25 protein-coding genes are annotated in these 25652 nt (G+C 63.1%); 9 read left to right on the top strand and 16 right to left on the bottom strand.

Annotation, left to right across the window (positions count from 1 at the left end; genetic code table 11):
• Positions 1-3: 3 nt before the first annotated feature.
• The gene (locus tag SJ05684_RS17420) at positions 4-1002 is read right to left on the bottom strand and encodes a glycosyltransferase (RefSeq protein WP_034853599.1); all 999 of its coding nucleotides are present in this window, start codon (positions 1000-1002) and stop codon (positions 4-6) included.
• Positions 1003-1249: 247 nt separating this feature from the next.
• Between SJ05684_RS17420 and SJ05684_RS17415 the strand changes: the two genes are divergently transcribed.
• Together SJ05684_RS17415 and xseA are read left to right on the top strand one after the other, a co-directional pair.
• Positions 1250-3070: a hypothetical protein gene (locus SJ05684_RS17415; protein ID WP_034853596.1), complete on the top strand. Its 1821-nt coding sequence runs from the start codon at positions 1250-1252 to the stop codon at positions 3068-3070.
• A gap of 82 nt (positions 3071-3152) precedes the next feature.
• Positions 3153-4739, top strand: coding sequence for an exodeoxyribonuclease VII large subunit (xseA, locus tag SJ05684_RS17410; protein WP_034853593.1), 1587 nt, complete (start codon positions 3153-3155; stop codon positions 4737-4739).
• Positions 4740-4785: 46 nt separating this feature from the next.
• Here the strand turns inward: xseA and SJ05684_RS17405 are convergent, their stop codons facing one another.
• Positions 4786-5268, bottom strand: coding sequence for a MarR family winged helix-turn-helix transcriptional regulator (locus tag SJ05684_RS17405; protein ID WP_034853591.1), 483 nt, complete (start codon positions 5266-5268; stop codon positions 4786-4788).
• 105 nt (positions 5269-5373) lie between these two features.
• Here SJ05684_RS17405 and SJ05684_RS17400 point away from each other — a divergent pair, with 105 nt between their 5' ends.
• Positions 5374-6291 carry an EamA family transporter gene (locus SJ05684_RS17400; protein ID WP_050979961.1) on the top strand — a complete coding sequence of 306 codons (918 nt, stop codon included), beginning with the start codon at positions 5374-5376 and terminating at the stop codon, positions 6289-6291.
• A 12-nt stretch (positions 6292-6303) separates the two neighbouring features.
• Here the strand turns inward: SJ05684_RS17400 and SJ05684_RS17395 are convergent, their stop codons facing one another.
• Both SJ05684_RS17395 and SJ05684_RS17390 read right to left on the bottom strand, forming a co-directional pair.
• A complete protein-coding gene (locus SJ05684_RS17395; RefSeq protein WP_034853588.1) occupies positions 6304-7560 on the bottom strand; it encodes an aminopeptidase in 1257 nt (418 codons plus the stop codon).
• A gap of 84 nt (positions 7561-7644) precedes the next feature.
• Complete coding sequence (locus tag SJ05684_RS17390) at positions 7645-8331, bottom strand: glutathione S-transferase family protein (protein ID WP_034853586.1); 687 nt, start codon at positions 8329-8331, stop codon at positions 7645-7647.
• An 82-nt stretch (positions 8332-8413) separates the two neighbouring features.
• Here SJ05684_RS17390 and SJ05684_RS17385 point away from each other — a divergent pair, with 82 nt between their 5' ends.
• The gene (locus SJ05684_RS17385) at positions 8414-8860 is read left to right on the top strand and encodes a MarR family winged helix-turn-helix transcriptional regulator (protein WP_034853584.1); all 447 of its coding nucleotides are present in this window, start codon (positions 8414-8416) and stop codon (positions 8858-8860) included.
• Positions 8861-8866: 6 nt separating this feature from the next.
• Here the strand turns inward: SJ05684_RS17385 and ybaK are convergent, their stop codons facing one another.
• The 4 genes from ybaK to tatA all read right to left on the bottom strand — a co-directional run bounded on the left by ybaK (position 8867) and on the right by tatA (position 11732).
• Positions 8867-9340: a Cys-tRNA(Pro) deacylase gene (gene ybaK / locus SJ05684_RS17380; protein ID WP_034853582.1), complete on the bottom strand. Its 474-nt coding sequence runs from the start codon at positions 9338-9340 to the stop codon at positions 8867-8869.
• Between the two features lie 72 nt (positions 9341-9412).
• On the bottom strand, positions 9413-9763 hold the full coding sequence (locus SJ05684_RS17375) for an ArsC family reductase (protein ID WP_034853623.1): 351 nt from the start codon (positions 9761-9763) through the stop codon (positions 9413-9415).
• Positions 9764-9912: 149 nt separating this feature from the next.
• Complete coding sequence (locus tag SJ05684_RS17370; RefSeq protein WP_034853580.1) at positions 9913-10548, bottom strand: YitT family protein; 636 nt, start codon at positions 10546-10548, stop codon at positions 9913-9915.
• 14 nt (positions 10549-10562) lie between these two features.
• Positions 10563-11732, bottom strand: coding sequence for a tyrosine aminotransferase (gene tatA / locus SJ05684_RS17365; RefSeq protein WP_034853579.1), 1170 nt, complete (start codon positions 11730-11732; stop codon positions 10563-10565).
• 218 nt (positions 11733-11950) lie between these two features.
• On the opposite strand from tatA, the gene SJ05684_RS17360 reads away from it, so the two are divergent.
• On the top strand, positions 11951-12424 hold the full coding sequence (locus SJ05684_RS17360) for an Lrp/AsnC family transcriptional regulator (protein ID WP_034853577.1): 474 nt from the start codon (positions 11951-11953) through the stop codon (positions 12422-12424).
• A 78-nt stretch (positions 12425-12502) separates the two neighbouring features.
• Here the strand turns inward: SJ05684_RS17360 and pheT are convergent, their stop codons facing one another.
• The 5 genes from pheT to infC all read right to left on the bottom strand — a co-directional run bounded on the left by pheT (position 12503) and on the right by infC (position 17999).
• A complete protein-coding gene (gene pheT / locus SJ05684_RS17355) occupies positions 12503-14929 on the bottom strand; it encodes a phenylalanine--tRNA ligase subunit beta (RefSeq protein WP_034853574.1) in 2427 nt (808 codons plus the stop codon).
• A gap of 138 nt (positions 14930-15067) precedes the next feature.
• Positions 15068-16150 (bottom strand): phenylalanine--tRNA ligase subunit alpha, encoded by a 1083-nt coding sequence (gene pheS / locus SJ05684_RS17350; RefSeq protein ID WP_034853573.1) that lies wholly within the window; start codon positions 16148-16150, stop codon positions 15068-15070.
• 163 nt (positions 16151-16313) lie between these two features.
• Positions 16314-16718 carry a 50S ribosomal protein L20 gene (gene rplT / locus SJ05684_RS17345; protein WP_034853571.1) on the bottom strand — a complete coding sequence of 135 codons (405 nt, stop codon included), beginning with the start codon at positions 16716-16718 and terminating at the stop codon, positions 16314-16316.
• A gap of 36 nt (positions 16719-16754) precedes the next feature.
• Positions 16755-16958 (bottom strand): 50S ribosomal protein L35, encoded by a 204-nt coding sequence (gene rpmI / locus SJ05684_RS17340; protein WP_034853570.1) that lies wholly within the window; start codon positions 16956-16958, stop codon positions 16755-16757.
• A 504-nt stretch (positions 16959-17462) separates the two neighbouring features.
• Positions 17463-17999 carry a translation initiation factor IF-3 gene (gene infC / locus SJ05684_RS17335; RefSeq protein WP_083846102.1) on the bottom strand — a complete coding sequence of 179 codons (537 nt, stop codon included), beginning with the start codon at positions 17997-17999 and terminating at the stop codon, positions 17463-17465.
• 310 nt (positions 18000-18309) lie between these two features.
• Between infC and SJ05684_RS17330 the strand changes: the two genes are divergently transcribed.
• Positions 18310-19116, top strand: a complete 807-nt coding sequence (locus SJ05684_RS17330) for an alpha/beta hydrolase (protein ID WP_034853566.1) — start codon at positions 18310-18312, stop codon at positions 19114-19116.
• 267 nt (positions 19117-19383) lie between these two features.
• Positions 19384-20004 (top strand): transglutaminase-like cysteine peptidase, encoded by a 621-nt coding sequence (locus SJ05684_RS17325; RefSeq protein ID WP_034853565.1) that lies wholly within the window; start codon positions 19384-19386, stop codon positions 20002-20004.
• 66 nt (positions 20005-20070) lie between these two features.
• Here SJ05684_RS17325 and mbfA read toward each other — a convergent pair whose 3' ends face one another.
• The 3 genes from mbfA to efp form a co-directional block, all read right to left on the bottom strand.
• Positions 20071-21054, bottom strand: a complete 984-nt coding sequence (mbfA, locus tag SJ05684_RS17320; RefSeq protein WP_034853559.1) for an iron exporter MbfA — start codon at positions 21052-21054, stop codon at positions 20071-20073.
• Positions 21055-21133: 79 nt separating this feature from the next.
• Entirely contained in the window at positions 21134-22375 is a 1242-nt protein-coding gene (locus tag SJ05684_RS17315) for an SAM-dependent methyltransferase (protein WP_034853557.1), read from the bottom strand.
• Between the two features lie 306 nt (positions 22376-22681).
• Positions 22682-23251, bottom strand: coding sequence for an elongation factor P (efp, locus tag SJ05684_RS17310; RefSeq protein WP_034853555.1), 570 nt, complete (start codon positions 23249-23251; stop codon positions 22682-22684).
• A 155-nt stretch (positions 23252-23406) separates the two neighbouring features.
• Here efp and epmA point away from each other — a divergent pair, with 155 nt between their 5' ends.
• The gene (gene epmA, locus SJ05684_RS17305) at positions 23407-24459 is read left to right on the top strand and encodes an EF-P lysine aminoacylase EpmA (RefSeq protein ID WP_034853554.1); all 1053 of its coding nucleotides are present in this window, start codon (positions 23407-23409) and stop codon (positions 24457-24459) included.
• Entirely contained in the window at positions 24456-25508 is a 1053-nt protein-coding gene (locus SJ05684_RS17300) for a lysine-2,3-aminomutase-like protein (RefSeq protein ID WP_034853621.1), read from the top strand. The genes epmA and SJ05684_RS17300 overlap by 4 nt, the downstream gene beginning before the upstream one ends.
• The last annotated feature ends 144 nt before the right edge of the window (positions 25509-25652 follow it).

The following is a 25652-nucleotide window of genomic DNA, read 5'->3' as shown; positions in this document are numbered from 1 at the left end:
ATTTTACGCGGCAGTCTTCCCGATCCGGCGCTTCGCAAGCGGAGCGGCGCTCTCCGCCGGCTCCTTTCTTTCGCGCGGCGCCCGCCGGGCGAGCGTCATGTAGTGCATACGCAACTGCTCCGTTCGCGCCCGTGACACCGAGTCGAGGATGAGGCCGGCGGTGAACAGCAGGATGGAGATGAGCAACAGCACCAGCGAGAAGACCCAGGTCGGCAGGCGTGGGACAAACCCCGTTGCGAAATACTCGATCAGCACGGGCACCATGAACAGGAGGCTTGCCGCGAGGAAACCGGCGCCGATCAGGCTGAAGAAGGTGAAGGGGCGCGTCTCCTTCATCAGCATGGCGAACATCCAGAGGATCTTTGCGCCATCCTTGAAGGTCGAGAGCTTCGAATGCGAGCCCTCGGGGCGCCGGCCGTAATCGAGTTCGATTTCGCTGACCGGCAGCTTCAGCCGCGAGGCGTGCACCGACATCTCCGTTTCGATCTCGAAGCCGTTGGAAAGGGCAGGAAAACTCTTCACGAATCGGCGGGAGAACGCCCGGTAGCCGGAAAAAATATCGCTGAAATCCGTGCCGAAGATCGAACGATAGAGAAGATTGAAGAGGCGGTTGCCGAAGGCGTGGCCCTGCCGCCCGGCCTCGACGTGAATGTCGCGGCGCGTGCCGACGACCATGTCGGCCTGCTCGGTCACGAGCGTGAGGATGAGATCCTCCACATCGGCCGGCGAATAGGTGCCGTCGCCGTCGGCCATGATGTAGATGTCCGCCTCGATGTCGGCAAACATGCGCCGCACGACGTGGCCCTTGCCCTGGCGGCGCTCGCGGACGACGCTTGCACCGGCAAGCATTGCCTTGAGCGCCGTGCCGTCGGTGGAATTGTTGTCGTAGACATAGATGCGGGCGGCGGGCAGCGCAGCCTTGAAATTTCGCACCACCTCGCCGATGGTCGAGGCTTCATTGTAGCAGGGCAGGAGGACGGCAACGTCGAGTTGGTCGGACATGGATCGCGGCTCGGTTTGCGGAAATCGTCCCGATCCTACAAGGGCCGCGGTTAACAAGACGCTAGGGGCGCGGAGCAATGCCACGACGTCGCGGTCCTTTGCCAGTTTTACGCTTTCTTGAGCGGCCCCGAATAGGATCGCGGCAGAGTGGCTACAGAGGCGAAGATGCCTTCTTGCCGCTGCAATCACCCCGCGGTGTGGGCCAGCCCAATCGCGACCATGGAGGCGATAGAGGCTTGGCGATCCGATGACAGATTTGATTGGGGCAAGATCCGCATCGGAGGACCTGAGCGCGCGGGTTCCGCCCTGGACGCGGTTGTCCTGGGCGGTGCTTGGCTACGGCCTTTCCGTCGTCGTTTTCCTTTGCGGCAAGATGATACGCGCCGCCGATTACGTCGGGCGAGACAATGACGACGTGATGCGGCTCGTCCAGGTTCGCGATCTCCTGGCCGGGCAGAGCTGGTTCGACCTGACACAGGTCCGACTCGGTCTCGACGGGGGCACATTGATGCACTGGTCGCGCCTCATCGACCTGCCGATCGCCGCTCTTATCACCCTCTTCAAACCATTCGCGGGGGCCGAAAGCGCCGAGGCGATGGCGCTCGCGGTCTGGCCGATGATATTGGTGCTGCCACTCATGGCGGCCATGGGTCTCGCCGGCAGACGGGCCGGCGGCCCGCAATGCATGCATTTCTGCCTCTTCTTCACGGCCATCTTCGTTGTGACCAGCAATCGTTTCCAGGCGGGTTCGATCGATCACCACAATGTGCAACTCGTCCTCGCCGCGGTGATGATCGCCATGCTCGTTGATCGGCAATACCGGGCAGAGAGTTTCGCAATTGCCGGCGTCGCGGCGGCGCTGGCGATCGCCATCGGCGCCGAGACGACGCCTTTTGTCGCCGTGATATGCCTGCTGGTGGCGGTCCTCTGGGCTTGCGAGGGGCAGCGCTTCGCCGCTGCCGCCACGGCTTTCGGAGCGGCACTTGCCACAACGGTGAGCGCTGCATTCTTCCTGACGGTTCCGCCGCATCTCTATGCTGCGGTGACATGCGATAGCCTCTCCCTCGCGTTTTTCTCGCTCTCGGCGCTCGGCGGTGGATTGCTTGCCGTCTCCGCCCTGGCGGCAAGCCGCCTCGGACGGTTCGGACGTTTGCTTGTCCTCGGCCTCAACGGGGTCATCACCGCCGGCTTCGCCCTCGGCATTGCGCCGCAGTGCCTCAAAAATCCGCTCGACGACCTCGATCCGCTGCTCTGGGAACTCTGGCTCGACAACGTGACCGAGGCCCAGTCATTTCTCGCCCTGGCGAGACAAGGATCGGGTGGTCTCGGCGCCTTTTATTTCTCGGGATTCTTTGCGCTCGCGATCTGCGCATGGCGGATCCGGCGCCGCGACCGCGTTGCCCTGCACCTGATCCTTGGTTCACTGGTGCTTGTTACCTGGTGTATCGCGCTGATGCAGGTTCGCGGTGCCGTCTTTTCCAATCTGATCGCCATCCTGCCGGCCTCGCTCCTGCTCGTCGATTTGCGGACGAACTCGATGCGCGAGCGACGGCGAGCCCTTGCCTCTCTCATCTACGCGGTCGCCGTTCTTGTCTCCGTTCCGGCAGTCTGGGCTCTGGCGGGCGAACTGGCTACCAATGGCGCGGCGGATTTGGCCGGCAATGGCGACAGGCGGCAGGGCTGGGGACTCTGCACTTCGGCGGAGGCCATGACGGATCTTCGACAACTCCCCCCCACGCTGGTCGTCGACCCCTCGAATATGGGCGCCTCCATTCTCCGCTTCACCGAGCACCGCGCCCTGAGCGCACCTTACCATAGAAATCCGGAGGGCATGCTGACGGAGCTCCGCATCGGATTGGCTGCGCCCGAGGAGGCAGCCCATATGCTGAGGCGGCTCGGAAATCCGGTGATCGCCTTTTGCGCCAAGGATCCGCAAACGAGGCTGGTCATCGAGAAAGCACACGACGGCCTCTACAGCCAGCTCAATGCCGGCAAGGTCCCGGATTTCCTCGACGCTTTGCCGGTGACGCCCGGTACCGGCCTTAAGCTCTTCCGGCTGAAACACTAATCGACGGGTGTATTGCCGGAAAAACCGTAGATAGGCGCGTCTTGCTGCTGATCTTCCAGGCATCGTCGGCTACAAAGAGCGCATGAGCTCGTTCTTCGATTCCGATTCTCCCAGCAACGTCGCCGAATATTCGGTGTCGGAACTGTCCGGCTCGATCAAGCGCACGATCGAGCAGACCTTCGAGCATGTGCGGGTCCGGGGCGAGATTTCCGGCTATCGCGGCCCGCATTCCTCGGGCCACGCCTATTTTGCGCTCAAGGACGATCGCGCCCGAATCGATGCGGTGATCTGGAAGAGCGCGTTTGCGCGGCTCAGGTTCCGGCCGGAAGAGGGCATGGAGGTGATTGCGACCGGCCGGGTTACGACCTTCCCCGGCTCGTCGAAATACCAGATCGTCATCGAATCGCTCGAGCCGGCAGGCGCCGGCGCGCTGATGGCGCTCCTCGAGGAGCGCAAGCGAAAATTCACGGCCGAGGGCCTGTTCGACGCCGCTCGCAAGAAGCCGCTTCCCTTTATGCCGAGGGTGATCGGCGTTGTGACCTCGCCGACGGGCGCGGTCATCCGCGACATCCTGCATCGGATCGCCGACCGCTTCCCGGTCCAGGTCGTCGTCTGGCCGGTACGGGTCCAGGGCGACGGAGCAGGCGACGAGATTGCCGCCGCCATACAGGGCTTCAATGCCCTGGAACCCGGCGGCCCCATTCCGCGGCCGGACGTGCTGATCGTCGCCCGCGGTGGCGGCAGCCTCGAGGATCTCTGGTGCTTCAACGACGAGGCCGTGGTGCGCGCGGCGGCCGCCTCGGGCATTCCGCTGATCTCGGCCGTCGGCCACGAGACGGATTGGACCTTGATCGACTATGCGGCCGACCAGCGGGCACCGACGCCGACGGGGGCAGCCGAGATGGCCGTACCGGTGAAGGCGGAACTCGAGGCGCAGATCGCAAGTCTCGCCGCTCGCCTCAAGGGCGCGGTCACGCGACAGATGGACCACCGGCGACACGGGCTGCGCGCACTCGCCCGCGCGCTACCTTCGCTCGATCAGCTGCTGGCGCTGCCGCGGCGTCGCTTCGATGAGGTGTCCGCCGGCCTCGGCCGCGGATTGCAGATGAACACGGCCAACAAGCGACGCAGCTTCGAGCGCTCGGCCGCCCATCTGCGCCCGGAGCTCATCAAAACGCGGATCGGCGATCGCCGGCAGCGCGTTTCCGATCTCGTGAGCCGAGCAGAACGGTGCGTCGAACGCCAGCTCGACCGGCGCCAGTCGCGCGTTTCCGCCGCCGATGCTTCGCTGCGAGCGCTGCCTTCGCGCCTCGTCGGACAGATCCATCGTGCCCGGGACCGCGTTTCGAGCCTTGGTTCGCGGGGCGACGCGGCTATTGGGGCGGAGCTGCGCCGCGTGAAAGGCGCGCTCGCCGCGCAGGACCGGGTGCTGCAGTCCCTCTCCTATCGCAACGTGCTCAGACGCGGCTTTGCACTTGTGCGGGACGCCGAGGATGAGCCGGTAAAACACGCGACGGCCGTAAAGCCGGGCATGACCCTCTCCCTGGAGTTTGCCGATGGCCGCGTATCTGCAGTCGCAAGCGAAGGCGACGCACCGCCTACGCCGCCAGCGCCGAAGAAGCGGCCGGCGCGGCCCGCTGAGCCCTCCAAGCAGGGCAGCCTGTTCTGATCTGATCCTGATGGTGCGCGGCGCATCCGAATAGATGCGACCGGTCTCATTCGAAGGCGGAGAGCAGTTTTTTCAATAGCTGGTCAAGCGCCTGCCTGTCGTCGGCCTCAAGACCTTGCAACAGACGGTGCTGGTTCGCGACGTGGGCGGTCACGGCCGTGTCGACGCGTTTCAGGCCTTCGGCGGTCAATGCGATGATCACGCCCCGCCGGTCTTCCGGGTTATCGAGGCGTTCGACAAGGCCCGCCTTTTCCAGCTGGTCGATCCGGTTGGTCATCGTGCCGGAAGTGACCATGGTCGTTGCCAGAAGATCGCCGGGTGAAAGCTGAAAGGGAGGCCCTGACCGCCTGAGCGCCGCCAGCACATCGAAACTCGCCGAGGTCAGGCCGTGCTCGGCAAAGACCTTATCCACCTCGCGGGCGAGATGGGCACGGAGCCGCGCGAGCCGGCCGAGCAGGCCCATGGCCGATACGTCGAGATCCGGCCGCTCCCGATTCCATTGCGTCAGGATTTTGTCGACGTGATCCATCAACCCACCTTCTTGGCCCGTTCCTAGCCGCGATTTATCTTGACGTCAAGATAAAATGCGTCATGATAGATTTATCTTGACGTAGAGATTCTTGAGGTGAATACAATGGAGACGAGGCGAAGCTTCGATGTCGCGCTCACTTCCGTCGCACCGGCGATCTGGGGAAGCACCTATCTGGTTACGACCGAGTTCCTGCCTGCCGACTACCCGTTGACGGTTGCGATGCTGAGGGCGCTGCCTGCAGGCCTCCTGCTTCTGCTTATCGTGAGAGAGATGCCAAGAGGCGTCTGGTGGGCCCGCAGTTTCCTGCTCGGTGCGCTCAACTTCGCCTTTTTCTGGGCGATGCTGTTCGTCTCCGCCTACCGCCTACCCGGCGGCGTCGCCGCCACTGTCGGCGCCATCCAGCCGCTAATCGTCGTGGGCCTGTCACGACTGGTGCTCGGCTCACCGATCCGGCTCGTGAGCGTGGCGGCAGGTCTTGCCGGGATGGGCGGCGTCGCTCTTCTCGTGCTCACACCGCAGGCGAGCCTCGATCCGATAGGAGTCGTCGCCGGCCTTTCCGGCGCCGTCTCCATGGCCATCGGCACGGTGCTTGCGCGCCATTGGGCGCCGCCAGTTACCGCTCTGACTTTCACAGCGTGGCAACTGGCCGCCGGCGGACTGCTGCTGGTGCCGGTGGCGCTCTTCTTCGAGCCGGCGCTGCCGCCGCTTACGGCCACGAATCTATGGGGCTTTGGCTATCTCGGCCTGATCGGCGCCGCGTTTACCTATCTTCTCTGGTTCCGCGGCCTCGCTCGGCTGGAACCGTCCCAGGTCGCACCGCTCGGCTTCCTGAGCCCCGTCGTTGCAATCCTGCTCGGCTGGAGCGTGCTCGGCCAGGAGCTTACGATCGTGCAATCGCTCGGCATCGTCGTCGTATTCGCGAGCGTCTGGCTGAGCCAACAGACCCAGAGGGTTCCCCGACCCGCCCCGCTTCACGCATCGCCTGCCGCGCCTGGGCACGCCGCGGCCCACAGATCGTGAGGCCTTTAAGGCTTATGCCCACTCGCCCTTGCGCATCACCGGCACACGAGCGCCATCGCTGCGAACGCCGTCGATATCGACTTCGCCGGAGCCGATCATCCAGTCGATATGGATAAGGCTCGAATTGCCGCCCTGGGCGCTGATCTGCTCCTGGCTGAGATTGGCGCCGTCGAGAAAGCACTTCGCATAGCACTGGCCGAGCGCAATGTGGCAGGACGCGTTCTCGTCGAAGAGCGTGTTGTAGAAGAGGATGCCGCTTGCCGAGATCGGCGAGGAATGCGCCACCAGCGCCACTTCGCCGAGCCGGCGGGCGCCTTCGTCGGTGTCGAGCACCCTCTTCAGCACCTCCTCGCCGCGCGTGGCCCTGGCCTCGACGATGCGGCCGCCTTCGAAGCGCACCTCGATATTGTCGATCAGCGTACCCTGGTGCGAAAGCGGCTTGGTGCTCGATACATGCCCTTCGACGCGCAAGGCATGCGGCGTCGTGAAGACTTCCTCGGTCGGGATGTTCGGATTGCAGGTGATGCCGTTCTTGGCGGTGGAGGCACCGCCGTGCCACTCATGGCCGTCCGCCAGCCCGACGACCAGGTCCGTGCCGGGGCCGGTGAAATGCAGGGCCGCAAAACGTTCCTCGTTCAGCCAGGACGAACGTCGGCGGAGATTGCCATTGTGCTCTTCCCAGGCTGCGACCGGGTCGTCCACGTCGACGCGGGAGGCCGCGAAGATGGCGTTCGCGAGCTTCTCGACGGCGACCGCCTCGGGATCGTCAGGGAAGACCTGCCGCGCCCAGGAGGGATTCGGATAGGAGACGATGTTCCAGTTGATGTCGAAGTTCGAAATTTTCTCGAGCGCCGGCTTGTAGGCCGTCGAATTCGCCCTGTTGGCGCGCGCGACCTTCTGGGGGTCCTGCGAGGCGAGGAGCATCGGATTGTCGCCGGCGATTGCAAGCCGCGCCGCGCCATTGGCAAAGGCCCTGGCCATCCCCTCGTAGAGCCAGTCGCTCGCCCGGTCGAAACTCTCGTCCGGCGCATGGGTATAGCGAGCCAGCGTCGCCTCCTCATCCGCATAGAACGTCGTCACCAGCCCGGCGCCGGCCTTGTAGGCGTGCTTAGTGATGAGGCGGGCCAGCGGCAATGCGGCGATCGGTGCCGTCAGCACCAGGTCCTGGCCTCGCTGCAGCTGCAGGCCGACCTTGACGGCGACCTCCGCGAGTTTTTCAAGCTTCAAGGGATCGACAGGGCTTTTGGCGGTTTGAAGGGGGGCGTTCATGGCTGCTCCTGCTCTTCTTAACGGTATCATCGCGGTTTTAGACCGCTTCCACGCAAAACAGAAGCTCTCCCTTCACCCATAACCTCAGGCGGCGATCTTTCGTGCCTTGAGCAAGGCTGCATCGTGCCTTTTCAGGAATGCCAGCAGTCGTTCGGGGTAATCCTCTGTGACCGCCGTTACCACGCTCGGCCGGGCCGACAGCGCTTGGCGCCAGCCGCGAAGGCGCGGCAGACCGTGAAAGACGCCATGGTCCGAGATACGATCGAACACGTCGAAGTAACGGAAAATCGGGGCGAAGACGGCGTCGACCAGGCTGAAACCGACACCGGCAAAATAGGGCCCGTCGCCAAGCTCCGCCTCGACGGTCGCGAATTTGGACCGAAGAGCCTTCTGCTTGGTCTCGAGCGTCTCGGCGTCCTGCGTGGTCTCAAATATCCAGAGATCGGACAGAATGGACGAGCCGAACTCCATCCAGCCCCGATGCCGTGCCCTGTTCAGTGGCTCTGACGGATGCAGTTTCGCTCCCGGGAGGGCTTCTTCCAGATATTCGCAGATCACCGAGCTTTCGAAGAGGATCGCCTCCCCGCCCTCCTGCGGCACGCGCAGCAGCGGCACCTTGTCGAGCGGCGAGATCTTCAGGAACCAGTCGGGTTTGTCGGCAAGATCGATATGGACACGCTCGAATGCAACGCCTTTCTCCGCAAGCGCAATGGCGGCGCGCTGCACATAGGGGCAGAGATGGTGGCTGATCAGGGTCAGATGCGCGTTCATTTGAGGTCTCCTAATATATATGCATCTGCATCTATTGATAAGCCGACTTGCAAAATCCGTCAAGATAAATGTAATTGCATCTATGAAAGAGGAAGAAATCTCAGTGCCGACCATGGCGACGACAGAGGCCTGGATCGGGCTCATGCGAGCGCAGCAGCGCGTCCTCGCGGCGATCGAGAAGGATTTCAAGACGGCGGGGCTGCCGCCGCTCGGCTGGTATGATGTGCTTTGGGAGCTGGCGAAGGCGGAAGACGGCCGGTTGCGTCCCTTCGAGATCGAAGCCCGGACGCTGCTTGCCCAGTACAATCTCTCGCGGCTGATCGACCGGCTGGAGAGAGAGGGGCTGGTGCGTCGCGAAGCTTTCGACGAGGACGGCCGAGGCCAATGGGTCGTGATCACCGAGGCCGGCCGGGCCATGCAGGCGCGCATCTGGCAGACCTACGCGCAGTCAATCGAACGACATGTCGGCGCAAGGCTCAGCGAAGGCGAGGCGCGTGAACTGGCGGCCTTGCTTTCCCGCTTCAAGTAATGTCGATCAAGCGATCAGCGGAGCGGCAATTGCCTGCAGAACCGCCTGCGCATCCTTCGGTGAAAGCCGCACCTGCAGCCCTCTTTGGCCGCCATTGATGTAGACCAGCGCCTCGGCAAACGCCGCTTCCTCGATCGCGGCCGGAACGATCTTCCGCTGGCCGAAGGGGCTGATGCCGCCAACGTGATAGCCGGTGAGGCGCTCGGCATCGGCAGGCTTCATCATGTTGGCCGATTTGCCCCCGAAGGCGGCGGCGAGCTTCTTCATGCTCACCTCCTGGTCCGAAGGCACGATACAGCAGACGGACTTGCCGTCCACCTCCGCCATCAGCGTTTTCAAAACGCGCGACGGATCCTCGCCGAGCGCTTCCGCCGCCTGCAACCCGACCCGCTCGGCCCCGGGATCGTAGTCATAGCTGTGAGTGGTAAAGGCGATACCGGCCTTTGCGAGCGCTTGGGTTGCACGGGTCGTCTTCGACATGACCTGTCCCCTATGCCCTGTTGGAGAGGCGGGATGCGGACGAACAGACGCGCATCCTTCCGCTCATCCCGCTCATGCCCCGAACTGGGCTTCGTAGAGTTCCGGCTTGAAACCGACAAGCAGCTTGCCTTCCACCTCCAGCACCGGGCGCTTGATCATCGACGGCTGCTTCTGCATCAGCGCGATTGCCTTGTCCGCCGTCAGCTCCTGCTTCTCGGCGTCGTCGAGCTTGCGGAAGGTCGTGCCGCCACGGTTCAGCACCGTCTCCCAGCCAAGCTCCGCGCACCAGCGCTCGAGTTGGCTGCGGTCGATTCCCTCGGCCTTGTAGTCATGGAACCGGTAGACGGTCCCGCGGCCATCGAGCCAGCTCCGCGCCTTCTTCATCGTGTCGCAGTTCTTGATGCCGTAGATCGTGACCACCATTGCCATAACCTCTTCATTGCGCTGTACGCCACAGTGCCGCGCGTCCTATCACACGCGCAAAGGCCGCTATAGCACTTTGAGTCGTGGCGTGACTTTGTCCATAAATGAAGCGGTAGCGGTGGGGAAGGCAAGAGAAAAGGGCCGCAAAATCAAGTCACACCGACATAGCGGCCGGGCTTGTGGTTGATCGCCAGCATGAGGTTCACCACCGTTGCACCGACGATGGAGAGGGCAAGGTTTGCCGGCGGCAGGACGAAGGCGGCGGCCGTGAGGATCGCCAGATCGACGCCGAGCTGGAAATAGCCGGCGCGGATACCGCATCTTTCCTGCAAGTAAATCGCGAGGATGTTGATGCCACCAAGGCCGGTGCGGTGTCTGAAGAGGATGAGCAGGCCCATTCCCATCAAGGCGCCGCCGGCGATGGTGGCGTAGACCGGATCGAGCCGGGCGAACTCGACCCACCCGGCCGTCAGGCGGGTGAAGAGCGAGACGAGACTGACGGCGACGAAGGTTCTGAGCGCGAAGAGCCAGCCGAGCCGTTTGATCGCGAGCAGGTAGAAGGGCAGGTTGACGAGCGAGAACATCAGCCAGAAGCTTGAGCCGGTCGCGTATTGCAGAAGCAGCGCCAGCCCGGCGGTGCTGCCGGTCAGCAGCACCGCCTTGCTGTAGATCACCACGCCGAGCGACACGACAAGAGCACCGGTCAGGATAGCGAGCAGGTCCTCGTAAAGCCGGTGGCGGTCCACCGCCACGGCGTCGGCAGCTGTCTTGTCCAGGGTTCCCATGCAGGCGCAACCGCTCAGAGGCTCATGAACTTGCCGACGACATCGTCGACTTCCGCGGTCTTCAACCCGGCAATATTGATGCGGCCGGAGCCAGGCATATAGATGCCGTGTTCCGTCCGCAGACGCATCACCTCCGCTTCCGTCAAGGGCAGCATGGAGAACATGCCCTCCTGGTCGGCGATCGCGCCCAGGTTCTGCCAGCGAGACCTGAGCCCCTCGGCAAGCGCCCGGCGGATGCCGGTCATGCGCTGGCGCATGCCTTCCAGTTCTTCCGCCCAGTCGCGGGCGAGCGCCGGGTCGGAGAGGATCGTACGCACGACCGCGGCGCCGTGATCCGGCGGCATCGAATAGCTGGTACGGGCAAGGCCGGCGAGATTGGAGCGCACCGTGTCGGCGGCCGCCGGCGAGGTGGTTGGCGCGAAGATCGCTCCGGTGCGCTCGCGGTAGAGCCCGAAGGATTTCGAGCAGGAGACGGCGACGAGCGCTTCGGGAACGACGGTCAAAAGGTGCCTGAGACCGGCGACGTCCGGATCGGCGCCGCGACCGAATCCCTGATAGGCAAGATCGAAGAGCGGCAACAGGCCGCGCTCGGCGGCAAGAGCGGCGATCTCCAACCATTGCGGCTGGCTCAGCACGCCGCCGGTCGGGTTGTGGCAGCTCGCATGAAGGAGCACCGCGTCGCCGGCCGCCGCCCCTTCGAACGCCCTGACGACATTGTCGAAGAGGACCGACTGCGAGGGAATGTCGAAAAAGTCATAGGTCGCGATTTCGAGTCCGGCCGCCTTGAAGATCGGCGCATGGTTCGGCCAGCTCGGCAAGCCCAGCCATATCCTCCGACCACCCATGCGATGAATGAGATCCGCCGCCAGCCGAAGCGCTCCCGAGCCGCCGGGCGTCTGCACGCCCGCCACATGGCTCCGCTCGACGGTGTCGCCGCCGACGAGCGCCCAGAGATGATCGAGAAAGACCAGATCGCCTTCCGGACCGACATAGGCCTTCGTATCCTGTGCCTCCAAGAGCCGCTTCTCCGCCGCCTTGACGGCGCGGAAGATCGGCGTGCGCCCGGTTTCGTCCCGATAGACTCCGACGCCGAGGTCCACTTTGCCAGGGCGTTCGTCCTTTCGGAAGAGGCCGATCAGGGCCAGCAACGGATCGTCTGGTTGGCGGGCGAGTGTATCGAACATGCTGGTATTCCCTCCAGAAACTCAAGGACTTGAATAGTCCTCTCGGGGCGGCGCGAAGGCAAGGCCGCATCGGCCGCCTGTCCGCCTCCTCTCTAAATCCGGCCGGACGCAAATTCGACAATGAATTTGTCTTTTCAGCAAATTGGATTTAGTTATTTTTGCCTGCATCTGCATTGTATCTTACTTCCATTTGCTCAAACGAACCGGAGTCGCTTTCGATGGAACGCGGACGAACGGAACTGGATGCCACCGACCGGCGGATCATCGCCCTGCTGGTCGAGGACGCATCGCGGAGCAATAACGAACTGGCGGAGAAGGTGGGGCTTTCACCCGCACCTCTCTCGCGGCGGCTGGCGCGCCTTTATGCGTCCGGCGTGATCCGCCAGACGGTCGTGGTGGACCAAAAGGCGCTCGGGATCGGTTTTCAGGCCTTTGTCGAGGTGACCCTGGAGCGAACAGCCAGCAAGGTCGGGCAACGCTTCATCGAACTCGTCTCCCGCATGCCGGAGGTAGTCGAGTGCCATACGGTCGCGGGCGACTTCGATTTCCTGCTGAAGATCGCCGTGCGGGATGTCGCCGATTACAAACGCCTGCTCTGGAGCAAGTTCGAGGATATGGCGGAGATCAAGACCCTTCGCTCGACCATCCTGCTCGACAGCCCGAAGACAGGCGCCCACGCGCTGCCATGGTAGTCGCCACGAAACGAAAAGACGGCGGAAGGCGGGAGGGGGCGAACACAACAGAGGTCCGCCCCACCTTCAACCAAACTTTCAGGCGCGGAGCACGCCGCCGGTGGATTTGGCGACATTGGCGACGATCCGGGACGTCAGTTCCTCGAAATCCTCGTCCGTCAGCGTCCGTTCGAGCGGCTGGATCGTCACTTCGATCGCCACCGACTTCTTGCCTTCGCCAACCGACGTCCCTTCGAAGACGTCGAAGACGTTGACACCTGTCACTAGCTTGCGGTCGGCCCCGGATGCGGCGCGGATGATCGCGGCCGCTTCGACCGCCTTGTCCACGACAAAGGCGAAGTCTCGCTTGACCGCCTGAAAGGGCGAAAGCTCCAGCGCTGGCTTCGTGCGCGTCGCCTTCCTCTTCGGTTCCGGCATGGCATCGATATAGATCTCGAAGCCGCAAAGCGGGCCCGAGACGTCGAGGGCGTCAAGCGTCTTCGGGTGGAACTCGCCGAAGGCGCCGAGCACAATCTTCGGACCGAGCTTGATCGTGGCCGAACGGCCCGGATGATACCAGGAGGGACCGCCGGCTTCGAACTGGACATTGGCCATAGGCACGCCGCAGGCTTCGAGCACGGCAATGGCGTCGGCCTTGGCATCGAAGACGTCGACCGGCTTGCCGCCGCCCTTCGCCGCATTCGACCAGAGCCGGCCGGCGCCGTTGAGCGAGGCGGTGCCACGGCGGATGCCGCCGGCGACGCGACGTTGCGCCTCGGGCGTATCACCCTCATAGGTGCCGGAGACCTCGAACACCGCGACGTCGCCATAGCCCTTGTCGGCATTGCGCTGCGCGGCGGTCAAAAGCCCCGGCAGCAGCGAGGGTCGCATGTCGGACATGTCCGCGGCGATCGGGTTCGCAAGCTTCAGCGCCGGCTGGCCCCCGCCGAAGTGCTTCGCTTGCTCCTCCGAGATGAAGGACCAGGTGACCGCTTCCAGCATGCCGCGGCTGGCGAGTGCGCGGCGCGCCTGCCGGGTGCGGATCTGCAGCGTCGTCAGGATCTTGCCGTTGACGGCATTGTGGCTCGGCAGCGGCGCGGCAAGGATGTTGTCGACGCCATGGATGCGCATGACTTCTTCAACCAGATCCGCCTTGCCGTCGACGTCCGGCCGCCAGGAGGGAACGGTGACGCTCAAGCGCTCGCCGGAGCCCTCGACGCCGAAGCCCAGCTTCTCGAGGATCGAGACGCTCTCTTCGGAGGAGACCTCGAGACCCGTCAGGCGCTTCACTTCCGAGATCGGGAAGTCGACGCGCTTCGGCTCATGGCCTTCGTAGCCGACGACGTCCAGCTTTGCCGCGGTGCCGCCGCAGAGCTCCAGCACCAGTTCCGTCGCCCTTTCAATGCCCGGCACCATGTATTCCGGGTCGACGCCGCGCTCGAAACGGTAGCGCGCATCGGTGATGATGCCGAGGGTGCGGCCTGTCTTGGCGATGTTCATCGGGTCCCAGAGGGCCGATTCGATCAGTACGTCGGTGGTCGCCTCGTCGCAGCCGGAGTGCTCGCCGCCCATGATGCCGCCGATCGATTCGATGTCGTCCTCGTCGGCGATCACCACATTGGCCGGCGTGAGCGAATATTCGCGGCCGTCGAGCGCGAGCACTTTCTCGCCCTCCTTCGCCCGCCGTACCGTGAGGTTGCCGATGACCTTGGCTGCATCGAAGACGTGCAGCGGGCGGCCCTGGTCGAAGGTCATATAGTTGGTGATGTCGACCAACGCGTTGATAGGCCTGAGGCCAATTGCGGTCAGCCGCTGGCGCATCCAGGCGGGGCTGGAACCGTTCCTGACGCCGCGCACGAGGCGGAGCGCGAAGCCGGGGCAGAGATGTTTGTCTTCGCCGAGGTCGAGTCGCACCTTCACCGGCGTTTCGCCTTCGACCGGGAAGGACGGCGCCGGCCGCGTCTTCAGGGTGCCGAGGCCGGAGGCGGCGAGATCGCGGGCAATGCCGTGGACGCTGGTGCAATCCGGCCGGTTCGGCGTCAGGTTGATCTCGATGACCGGGTCGTCGAGGCCCGCATAGACCGCGTAACTCGTGCCGACCGGCGCGTCTTCGGGCAGGTCTATGATGCCGGTATGGTCCTCGGATATCTCAAGCTCCTTCTCCGAGCACATCATGCCGCGGCTTTCGACACCGCGGATATTGCCCACCGAGAGCGTAACCGCGATGCCGGGCACATAGGTGCCGGGGGCGGCAAAGGCGCCGACGAGGCCGGTACGCGCGTTCGGCGCGCCGCAGACGACCTGCACCGGCTCGCCGGAGCCGGTGTCGACCTTCAGCACCCTCAACTTGTCGGCGTTCGGGTGCTGCTCGGCCGAGATGACCCTGGCGATGACGAAGGGTTTGAAGGCGGCCTTGTCGTCGACATCCTCCACTTCGAGCCCGATCATCGTCAGGCGGGCGCAGATTTCCTCGAGCGAGGCGTCGGTTTCCAGATGGTCCTTCAGCCAGGAAAGCGTGAACTTCATGATTTCACCTGTGTCCTAGAGCATTTTGCAGTCAGGGGGATCACCTGACGTTGCACAAATGCGGTAATACAAATCGATAGGGCGGGCAGTGCGAACGTCTGTGAGCGCATCCCGCCCTAAGAGAACGTGCGCGGGCGATCACGCCGAAAGGCCGCCGAAGAGCGTCGGCATGTCGAGCGGACGGAAGCCGTAATGGGTCATCCAGCGGACATCGGCATTGAAGAAGTCGCGCAGGTCCGGCATGCCATATTTCAGCATGGCAATGCGGTCGAGGCCCATGCCCCAGGCAAAGCCCTGATATTCGTCCGGATCGAGCCCGCCGGCCTTCAGCACGTTCGGATGCACCATGCCGCAGCCGAGAATCTCCATCCAGTCCTTGCCTTCGCCGAACTTGACGATCGGGCCGGAACGGTCGCACTGGATGTCGACCTCGAAGGAAGGCTCGGTAAAGGGGAAGAAGGACGGGCGGAAGCGCATCGTCACCTGGTCTACCTCGAAGAAGGCCTTGCAGAATTCTTCCAGCACCCAGCGCATGTTGGCGACGTTCGCGGTCTTGTCGATCACTAGTCCCTCCACCTGATGGAACATCGGCGAATGGGTGGCATCGGAATCCTGTCGGTAGGTCTTGCCGGGGATGATGATGCGGATCGGCGGCTCCTGCGCCTCCATCGTGCGCACCTGCACCGGCGAGGTGTGGGTGCGCAGCACCTTGCGTTCGCCCTTCTCGTCCGGCTCGAAGAAGAAGGTGTCGTGCATCTCGCGGGCGGGATGGCCTTCCGGGAAGTTCAGGGCGGTGAAATTGTAGTAATCCGTCTCGATGTCCGGCCCTTCGGCGATCGAGAAGCCCATGTCGCCGAAGATGGCGGTGATCTCGTCGACGATCTGGCTGATCGGATGGATGCGGCCGCGCTCGGCCGGCGATGAGCGCACGGGCAGGCTGATGTCGACCGTCTCTCGTGCCAGCCGCTCGGCAATCGCAGCATCCTTCAGAGCCGATTTGCGGGCGGAGATCGCCTCCGTCACAGTGGTCTTCAGCGCATTGATCCGGGCGCCGCGCGTCTGGCGCTCTTCCGGGCTCATCGTGCCGAGCGTCTTCAGGAGTTCGGAAATCGAACCCTTCTTGCCGAGCGCGCCGACGCGCACCGCCTCGATCGCCCCTTCGTCGCCGGCGGCATCGATTTCCGCCAGCAATCTCCGTTCCAATGTTTCCAATTCGCTCATTCTGTCCTGCCTCGATGCGGGAATGGTTCGGTGTATCGGTTCAATTCTCAGCAGTGCGATCGCATCAATCGCGGGCGATGCGCCGAATAAGAAAAACCCGCGCCAGCCCTGCCAGCGCGGGTTTCCCAACAATTTTTAGAAACGGTCTTGGGAAAACGCTGGCTTAACGGACAGCGCTTTCAAACTCGTTTGCCGTGCCGGCTTCCTTGAGATAGGCGAGCGCCTTCTTGGCGGCTTCGACGAGCGCCGTGAATGCAACCGTCTCATGGATCGCCATGTCGGAGAGAACCTTGCGGTCGATCTCGATGCCGGCCTTGTTCAGGCCGTCGATGAAGCGGCCGTATGTCAGCCCGTGCTCGCGCACGGCGGCGTTGATGCGCTGGATCCAGAGCGCACGGAAATTGCGCTTGTTGACCTTGCGGTCGCGGTAGGCGTACTGCTTGGAACGGTCCACCGCAGCCTTGGCGGCGCGGATGGTGTTTTTGCGGCGGCCGTAGAAGCCCTTGGCGGCCTTCAGCGTCTTCTTGTGCTTGGCGTGGGCGGTTACGCCGCGTTTTACACGTGCCATGTCATGATCTCCTTAGTATCCAATATGCCTGACGTCTCAGAGACCGTTGGGCAGGTAGTTCTTGATGACCTTCTTGCCATCTGCTTCGGCGAGAACCATGGTTCCGCGCGCGTCGCGAATGAACTTGTTGGTACGCTTGATCATGCCGTGGCGCTTGCCGGCAGCCTGCGCCTTGACTTTGCCCGAGGCGGTGATCTTGAACCGCTTCTTGGCAGACGATTTCGTCTTCATCTTGGGCATTTTGCTACTCCATTGTTCTTCGTTGTCGAAACGGGCAGACGTGGGCCCGTCTCCAGCGTTAAGAACGGCCACGGCATGCCCTGCCGGACCGTTCGGACGGGGGCTTATACCCGCCCCTCCGGAAAAACGCAACCCGGCTGCAGAAGAAGCCGGGCTACTGCATGTCTCCTTAAAATCGGCCGTGATTTCAAGGACGAGGACATGCCGTAATTTGAGGTGCTGGAGCGACATTTGCGCCCGACAAGAGGCGCGGCGCGGCAGGCACAGATCCCCCGGCCGGAACAAGCGCTCGAAGCGCCGTAAACGCACGCTCCAATCTGTCGGAGCCCATGAAAAAGCCGCCCGGAGGCGGCCTTCATCATCTCGCTCCTGCTCAACTGCATGCCTCGTTAAATCGACCCCCTATTCGAGGCCAAAGACATGCAGCAGTTCGAGGTGCTACCGCGACCTTTGCGCATCCCATCAAGACGCGCGGCGCTGTCGCGCGACAAGCATCGGCGCCGATCACTTCGGCGCCAGCACCATCATCATCTGCCGGCCTTCGAGCTTCGGCTCGGCTTCGACCTTGGCGATCGCCTGGGTGTCGTCCTTGACCTGCATCAGAAGCTTCATGCCGAGTTCCTGGTGGGCCATTTCGCGACCGCGGAACTTCAGCGTCACCTTGACCTTGTCGCCTTCCTCGAAGAAGCGGTTCATGGCCTTCATCTTCACCTCGTAATCATGGGTGTCGATGTTCGGGCGCATCTTGATTTCCTTGATCTCGACGATCTTCTGCTTCTTGCGCGCCTCGGCGGCCTTCTTCTGGTTTGCGTATTTCAGCTTCCCAAGATCGAGAATCTTGCACACCGGCGGATCAGAGTTCGGTGCGATCTCCACCAGATCGAGACCGGCCTCGTCCGCCATTCGGAGCGCCTGGTCGATCGGAACGATGCCATGGTTCTGGCCTTCGGCATCGATGAGCTGGACCCGGGGAACCCGGATTTCCTTGTTTGCGCGAGGCCCTTCTTTTACTGGGGCGTCCGCTTTGAACGGTCTGCGAATGGTCGTACTCTCCTCGAGCTGTTTACGTACTAATGGTGCAAAAACGGTCAGCGCGATTTCAAACGATGCGCTTGAAACAGTCACCGACGGCAATGTGTGAATTGCGGCTCCAGAGTCAATAGCATGGTGCGCAGGGAAAATCACCACCTGTCGAAGCGTTGGCGAATCTGTTTTAGAAGAAAATCCGCTCGAAGCGGATGCGTTCGGGCGAGACGGAGCAAAAGGGAGCGCGATTTTCCGCCTTCTCCCGGCTCCGGTTCGGGCCGGGTCCGATCGACCCGGCGCATCGCGGTCCAAAGGGAGATGTGCCATGTCAGCGACGCCGATCGAACCCGAAATCTCGCGGATGGAGGTGGGCAAGGACGCCTCGTTGCGGGTGATCGCCATGCGCATCTTCCGCGCCGAACCCGCTTCGGCGTTTCCCGCCCTCATCTGGCTCGGCGGCTATCGCTCCGACATGACCGGCACCAAGGCCGTCGAGGTGGAGCGCCACGCCCGCGCCGTCGGAGCCGATTGCATCCGATTCGATTATTCCGGCCACGGCGCCTCCGGCGGCGAGTTCAGGGACGGCACGATTTCGCGCTGGCTGGAGGAAGGCCTCGCAGTCGTCGACCATGCGACGAGCGGACGCGTGATCCTCATCGGCTCGTCCATGGGCGCCTGGGTCGCACTCCGCCTTGTCGAGGAACTCCGGCGCCGCGGCGAGGGCCAGCGGGTTGCCGGCCTCGTGCTGATCGCCCCTGCCCCGGATTTCACCGCCGAGCTGATCGAACCCAACCTCACCGAAGCCGAAAAGGCGTCCCTTGCCGAGCAAGGCTATTTCGAGGAGCCGTCGGAATACAGTCCCGAGCCCAATATCTTCACCCGCGCCCTCATCGAGGACGGCCGAGACAACCGGGTGATGAACGGGCCGATCGAAACCGGCTGCCCGGTGCACATTCTCCAGGGCATGCGCGATCCGGATGTCCCCTACACGCACGCGCTCAGGCTGATGGAGCACATGCCGTCCGACGATGTGGTGATGACCCTGATCCGCGATGGCGACCATCGGTTGTCGCGAGAGGAAGACATTGCCAAACTGAAACAGGCGATCGACTCGCTCATCGCCAAGGCCTGATCGGCCGCCGGACGCCCCGTCAGGAATTTCACCTGCTGCTGAAAACCCCTCCGAAGCGCTGGGGCGCAAAGGCCTTGCGCGCATTTTGGTTGGGGCGCTTAACCATAAAGTACAATCCGCCATTCAGCCGATTGACACCGAGGATCAGACTATATTAACTCTTTGTTAACGATTAGAACAGCGTCAGGGGAAATCCTAAAAAAGCTGTCATCAACTCAGGATTGCGCGACAAGGCGGGAACAGCAGGTCGCGTTGCAGGGGATTTGTATGGCAATTTGGAATGGGGTTAAGACAAGCGTAGCTGGACTCTGCGCAATTTTCCTTTCGGCAAACATGGCAATTCCTGCGCAGGCGGGTGCTTCTCCCTGGATGCAGACCGGTTCGGCGACCTCGCAGCCGATCGGGCATTACGAGTTCTGCCAGAGACACAAGAGCGAATGCAGCGTCCGGTCGCGCACTGGGGTGGCCCCGCGTGTCACCGCCGGCGGCTGGGCCGTCATCCGGCAGGTGAACGCCTCGGTCAATCGCGCGATCGTAGCGATGACCGATCAGGAACTCCATGGCAGGGAGGAAATCTGGTCCTATCCCAATGGACGGGGTGACTGCGAGGATTTCGCCCTCGAGAAGCGCAGACGCTTGATGCAGAAAGGTTTTTCCGCGGGCGACCTGCTGTTGACCGTCGTGCGCAAGCCGGATGGCGAGGGACACGCGGTTTTGACGGTGCGCACCGCCCAGGGCGACTTCATCCTCGACAATCTCTCCAGTGGCGTGAAGCTCTGGACCCAGACTCCCTATCGTTTTCTCAAGCGCCAGGCCACGCGCCATAGCGGCCATTGGGTCACGATTGACAACAGTGCGGAAGTGCTTGTCGGCTCCGTCGGCCAGTAAGGGACGTTACATTGAGGGGATGTCGAAAAAGGGCCGGTCGTCGGCCCTTTTTCATGTCCCGCATCGTCAGGCGTTACCAATAACAACGCCAGCCGCGAGCACCAGGCCGCCGCCGAGCACGACCTGGAAGGCAGCCCGAAGGAACGGCGTCTCCATATAGCGGTTCTGGATGAAGGCGATCGCCCAGAGCTCGAAGAAGACGATGACGATAGCGGTGACCGTCGCCGTCCAGAAATGCGGAATGAGATAGGGCAGCGCATGGCCAAGGCCGCCCAGCGCCGTCATGATGCCAGAAGCCAGGCCGCGCTTGACCGGTGAGCCGCGGCCCGAAAGCCTGCCGTCGTCATGCGCGGCTTCGGTGAAGCCCATGGAAATGCCGGCGCCGACCGAGGCGGAGAGCCCGACCAGGAAGGTCTGCCACGTGTCCTGCGTGGCGAAGGCGGCGGCGAAGATCGGCGCGAGCGTCGAAACAGAGCCGTCCATCAGTCCGGCGACGCCCGGCTGGACATAGGTGAGGATGAATTGCCGGCGGGACACGTGGTCTTCCGCGTCGCGTATGTCCTTGGGCGTATGCTCCTCGCCAAGCCGGCGGGCGAGCGATTCATGCGCCTTCTCGGCGATTGCGAGGTCCCCTAGAAGCTTGCGCGTCGCCGCATCCCGGCTGCGCGCTGCCGCCTCCAGATAGAAGCGATGCGCCGCCGCCTCCATCGCCTCGGCCTCTTCGCGCGCCTTTTCGATCGGCATTTCGGCGATCAGCCAATCGGGCTTGCGCTCCGGAAAATCGCGCACATGCTCGCGGCGGATGAGCGGAATGCGGTCGCCGAAACGGGCGACATGCAGGTCGATCAGGGCTTGGCGATGTCGGCTTTCCTCCTCCGCCATTTCCTGGAAGACACTGGCCGAGTGCGGATATTTTTCGCGAAGCGCATCCGAATAGGCGAGATAGATGCGGCCGTCGTCCTCTTCCGCCGAAATGGCGAGCGCAAGGATTTCCTGTTCGCTCAGGGAGAGGAACGGGCGTTTCGAGCGGGAGAAAAAGCGGGCAAGCATCGAAAGCCTTCTTTAGAATTATTCTAAAGAATTAGGCTCCATCCCCTTGGGCGTCAAGTCGGCTCCCCTGGCGCTCGGCTCAAATCGAGAGATCGAGGGCCTTTTCCTGCTCCAGATAGGCGCGCTGCCGGTCGGTGATGTAGTCGCGGACGATCGGCGCCGCATCACGCGAACGCGACAATTGCATGTGGAACACGAGCTGGCTGCCGGTGCGGAACATCATTTCCGCGCTGATCAGGTAGAATTCCCACATGCGGGCGAAGCGCTCGTCATACATCGCGACCACCTTGTCGCGGTTTTTCTCGAACCGTTCGCACCAGTGGGCGAGCGTGGTCGCATAATGAAGGCGCAGGAACTCGACATCCGTGACCCAGAGGCTGTTCTGCTCGACGACCTCGAAGACTTCCGAGAGGGCCGGCGAATAGGCCCCGGGGAAAATGTACTTACGAAGCCAGGGGCTGGCCATTCCGGGTGGGCTCATATGGCCGATCGAATGCAACACGGCGAGTCCGTCATCCGGCATCAGCGCGTTCAGCTTCTTGAAGAATTCGTCGTAGTGGTGGACGCCGACATGCTCGAACATGCCGACGGAGACGACGCGATCGAAGGGCCCTTCGACATCGCGATAGTCCTTGAGCTCGAACCGCACCCGGTCGGAAAGCCCCGCCGCCAGTGCCCGCTCGGAGGCGAGCGCCTGCTGTTCCTTCGAAAGTGTGACGCCGACAACCTCGACATTTTCCAGCGAAGCCAGATAGAGGGCGAGATCGCCCCAGCCGCAGCCGATATCGAGTACCTTCATGCCGGGCTTCAGGCAGAGCTTGGCGGCGAGCAGCCTCAGCTTGTTGCGCTGCGCCGCCTCCAGCGTCTCGCCGGGTTCGCGGAAATAGGCGCAGGAATAGAGCATGTTCTCATCGAGGAAGAGCCTATAGAAGTCATTGCCGAGATCGTAATGATGGGCGACGTTCTGCTGGGCCTTGCCCTTCGGATTCGCCTGCTGGCGCTTGCGGAAGCGCATCTTGATCGCGCGCAGGAGCTTCTGGATCGGATAGGAGCCGAGCGAAAGGCGATTGATCGAAAAGAGAGTGAGGAAGTCCTTCAGCGTCGACCCCTCCTCAAAGCGCATGGTGCCGTCCATATAGGCCTCGCCGGCGGCAAGCTCCGCGTTGAAGACGAGGGTGCGATAGAGCCGCTTGTCCGTCAGCCGCATCGTCACGCTTGGGCCAGGCTCGCCGGAAAAGACGTGCCTCTTGCCATCGGTGTCGATCACCGTCAGGCGACCCTTGCGGATGAAAGCCTTCATCATATGCGACAGTGGAAACATGCGGCGCCTCGCTCTGGTACCGCTCCAATGGCGGCGGGATGTGACCCTACAGCGCCGCGCGTCTTATCAGACGCGCAAAGGTCGCTGTGGCACTTAGAATTACTGCATGTCTTTGTCCTTAAATCGAGGGCAATTTTAGGAGACATGCAGTAGCACCGACGCGGCAGAATGCACGCCGGATTTTTGCGGCTTGCACCATGCGTTGTGGTTGGGCTCGAGCGCCGAAACGATAATGGGGACGGCAAGCCGTCCCCATTGTCGGAGCTTCCAATGATGCGCGGGCAATGCAGTGCCGACGCGGCAGCGTCAGTCCTTGGCGCGTTCGACGTAGGAGCCGTCTTCCGTCGCGATGACGACGCGGGTCCCGGCCTGGATGTGCGGCGGCACCGAAGTGCGAACGCCATTCGAGAGAATCGCAGGCTTGTAGGAGGAAGAGGCCGTCTGGCCCTTGACCACCGGCTCGGTCTCGGTGATCTCGAGGACAACGTGACGCGGCAGGTCGATGGCGATGGCCAAGCCTTCATGGATCGACAGCATCACCGCCATGCCTTCCTGGAGATAGGCCTTCTGGTCGCCGATATCGTCGGCAGACATGACGAGCTGGTCGTAGGTCTCCGGATTCATGAAGTGGAAGCCTTCGGCATCCTCGTAGAGGAATGTGTGTTCGCGGTCCTCGACGAAGGCGCGCTCGACCTGCTCGGTCGTGCGGTAGCGCTCGGACACCTTCACGCCGTCGGAGATGCGGCGCATATCGACCTGGGTGACCGGCGTGCCCTTGCCCGGATGGAAGTTCTGCGCGGTGAGCACGACATAGAGCTTGCCGTCGACATCGAGGACGTTGCCCTTGCGGACAGAAGAAGCGATGACCTTGACCATTAGTCTTCCTTGTAACAGAGGTACGCGACACGAGCGGGCCCGATGGGTCCATGAGGACGCGAGAATAGAGTTTCGCGCCGCCAGTACCCCAAATCTGCGCGAAAGGCCAGCCTAGCCGGCACCTCGCGCGCAAGAAAGCTTGGATCGGACCGACCATGCCGCATGCCTCTCCCTGGTGGACCCCGGATGTCCATGCCGACCGGCGCCCTTTCCTGATCGGACGCAACCGCATCCAGTCGGCGTTGCGCCGGTTCTTCGAGGAGCGCGATTTCATCGAGGTCGATACTGCGACGCTGCAGGTATCGCCCGGCAACGAGGCGCATCTGCATGCCTTCGCAACAGAGGCGATTGGCCATGACGGCTCGGTCCAACCGCTCTTCCTTCACACCTCGCCGGAATTCGCCTGCAAGAAGCTGCTAGCCGCCGGCGAGAAGCGCATCGCCTGTTTCGCCCATGTCTTCCGCAACCGCGAACGCGGACCGCTGCACCATCCGGAATTCACCATGCTCGAATGGTATCGCGCCGGGGAGAGCTACGAGACGCTGATGCGCGACTGCGCCGAAATACTTGCGCTCGCCGCCGGGACTGTCGGCGCACGGGTCTTCACCTATCAGGGCCGTGCCTGCGACCCCTTGCTGGAGCCGGAGCGGCTGTCACTGGCCGAGGCATTCGAGCGCTTTGCCGGCATCGACCTCATCGCCTCGATCGAAAAGGACGGCTCGACGGATCGGGAGACGCTGGCCGCCGCCCTGCGCGCGGCGGGCCTGCGCGTTGCCCATGACGATAGCTGGGCGGATCTCTTCAGCCGCGTGCTCGTCGAAAAGGTCGAGCCTCATCTCGGCTTCGGCCGACCGACGATCCTCGACCGCTATCCGGTCGCCGAGGCGGCGCTCGCCCGGCCTGCCTCCCACGACCCCCGCGTTGCCGAGCGCTTCGAGCTTTATGCCTGCGGCGTCGAGCTGGCCAATGCCTTCGGCGAACTGACCGACGCCGCCGAACAGCGCCGGCGCTTCGAGCTCGAAATGGCCGAGAAGGCGCGAGTCTATGGCCAAGCCTACCCGCTCGACGAGGACTTCCTGGCGGCGCTTGCCAACATGCCGGAAGCAAGCGGCATCGCGCTTGGCTTCGACCGGTTGGTCATGCTGGCAACCGGAGCCTCTCGCGTCGAGCAGGTTCTATGGGCGCCGGTCGCGGAGGCAAGGGCATGACCGTCGACCGCCCGATCCGAACGGCGCGTGAGCTCGCCGTGGCCGGCCTCATCGATACGACGGCCGAGGAAGCGGTTTCCCGCGTTGCCTCCCGCTATGCCGTGGCAATCACCCCGGCGGTCGCAGACCTCATCGATCGGGACGATCCGAACGATCCGATCGCCCGGCAGTTCGTGCCCGATCCGGCCGAATTGACGTTTTCACCCGAAGAGCGGTCCGATCCCATCGGCGACGGGGAGCACAGCCCGGTCACCGGCATCGTCCATCGGTACCCGGACCGGGTGCTGCTCAAGGCCGTGCATGTTTGCCCGGTCTATTGCCGCTTCTGCTTCCGACGCGAAATGGTGGGACCGCAGGGACTGGGCACCTTGACGGCCGCCGAACTCGACGCGGCGATCGGCTACATAGCGGGGCATCGGCAAATCTGGGAGGTGATCCTCACCGGCGGCGACCCGCTCGTGCTGTCGCCCCGACGGCTCGCGGAGATGCTGGGGCGGCTCCGCGCGATCGAACATGTGAAGGTCGTGCGCTTCCATACGCGCGTACCGGTCGTCGAGGCGGAGCGGATCGACGCGGATCTCATCGCGGCGCTGAAGGCCAGCGGCAAGGCAACGTATGTCGCGCTCCATGCCAATCATCCGCGGGAGCTCTCCGCCGAGGCGCGCGCCGCCGCCGCCCGGCTGATCGATGCCGGCATCGTCATGGTCAGCCAGACGGTGTTGCTGAAGGGCGTCAACGACGATCCGGATGTACTCGCCGAATTGATGCGCGGCTTCGTCGAAACGCGGATAAAGCCCTATTACCTGCATCACCCGGACCTCGCCCCGGGTACCGGTCACTTCCGGCTGTCGATAGAGGAGGGCCAGGCCCTTGCGGAATCTCTTCGCGGGCGCGTCTCTGGGCTCTGCCAGCCGACCTACATCCTCGATATCCCAGGCGGCCACGGAAAGGCGGTGGTCAGCGCCAATGCGATTTCATCCGGTGGCTGCGGCAGCTACACGATCACCGATTTCCGGGGGAACGCGCATAGTTATCCCCCGAAGGGATAAAGTACCACTGCAGGGTGGTCATCATCGGCGCGACAAGCTGATAAAATTCACGCGCACGCCAAGAATCCGCGATACCTGTCCAAGGCTCCAGCAAATTCGAGCACAGGGAAGCATCTTCGAAATCGATCCAAAAAGCTGAAACGC

The sequence above is a fragment of the Sinorhizobium sojae CCBAU 05684 genome (genome assembly GCF_002288525.1).
In the GTDB taxonomy this organism is placed as follows: domain Bacteria; phylum Pseudomonadota; class Alphaproteobacteria; order Rhizobiales; family Rhizobiaceae; genus Sinorhizobium; species Sinorhizobium sojae.
This window is presented reverse-complemented; position numbering and strand designations above follow the sequence as displayed.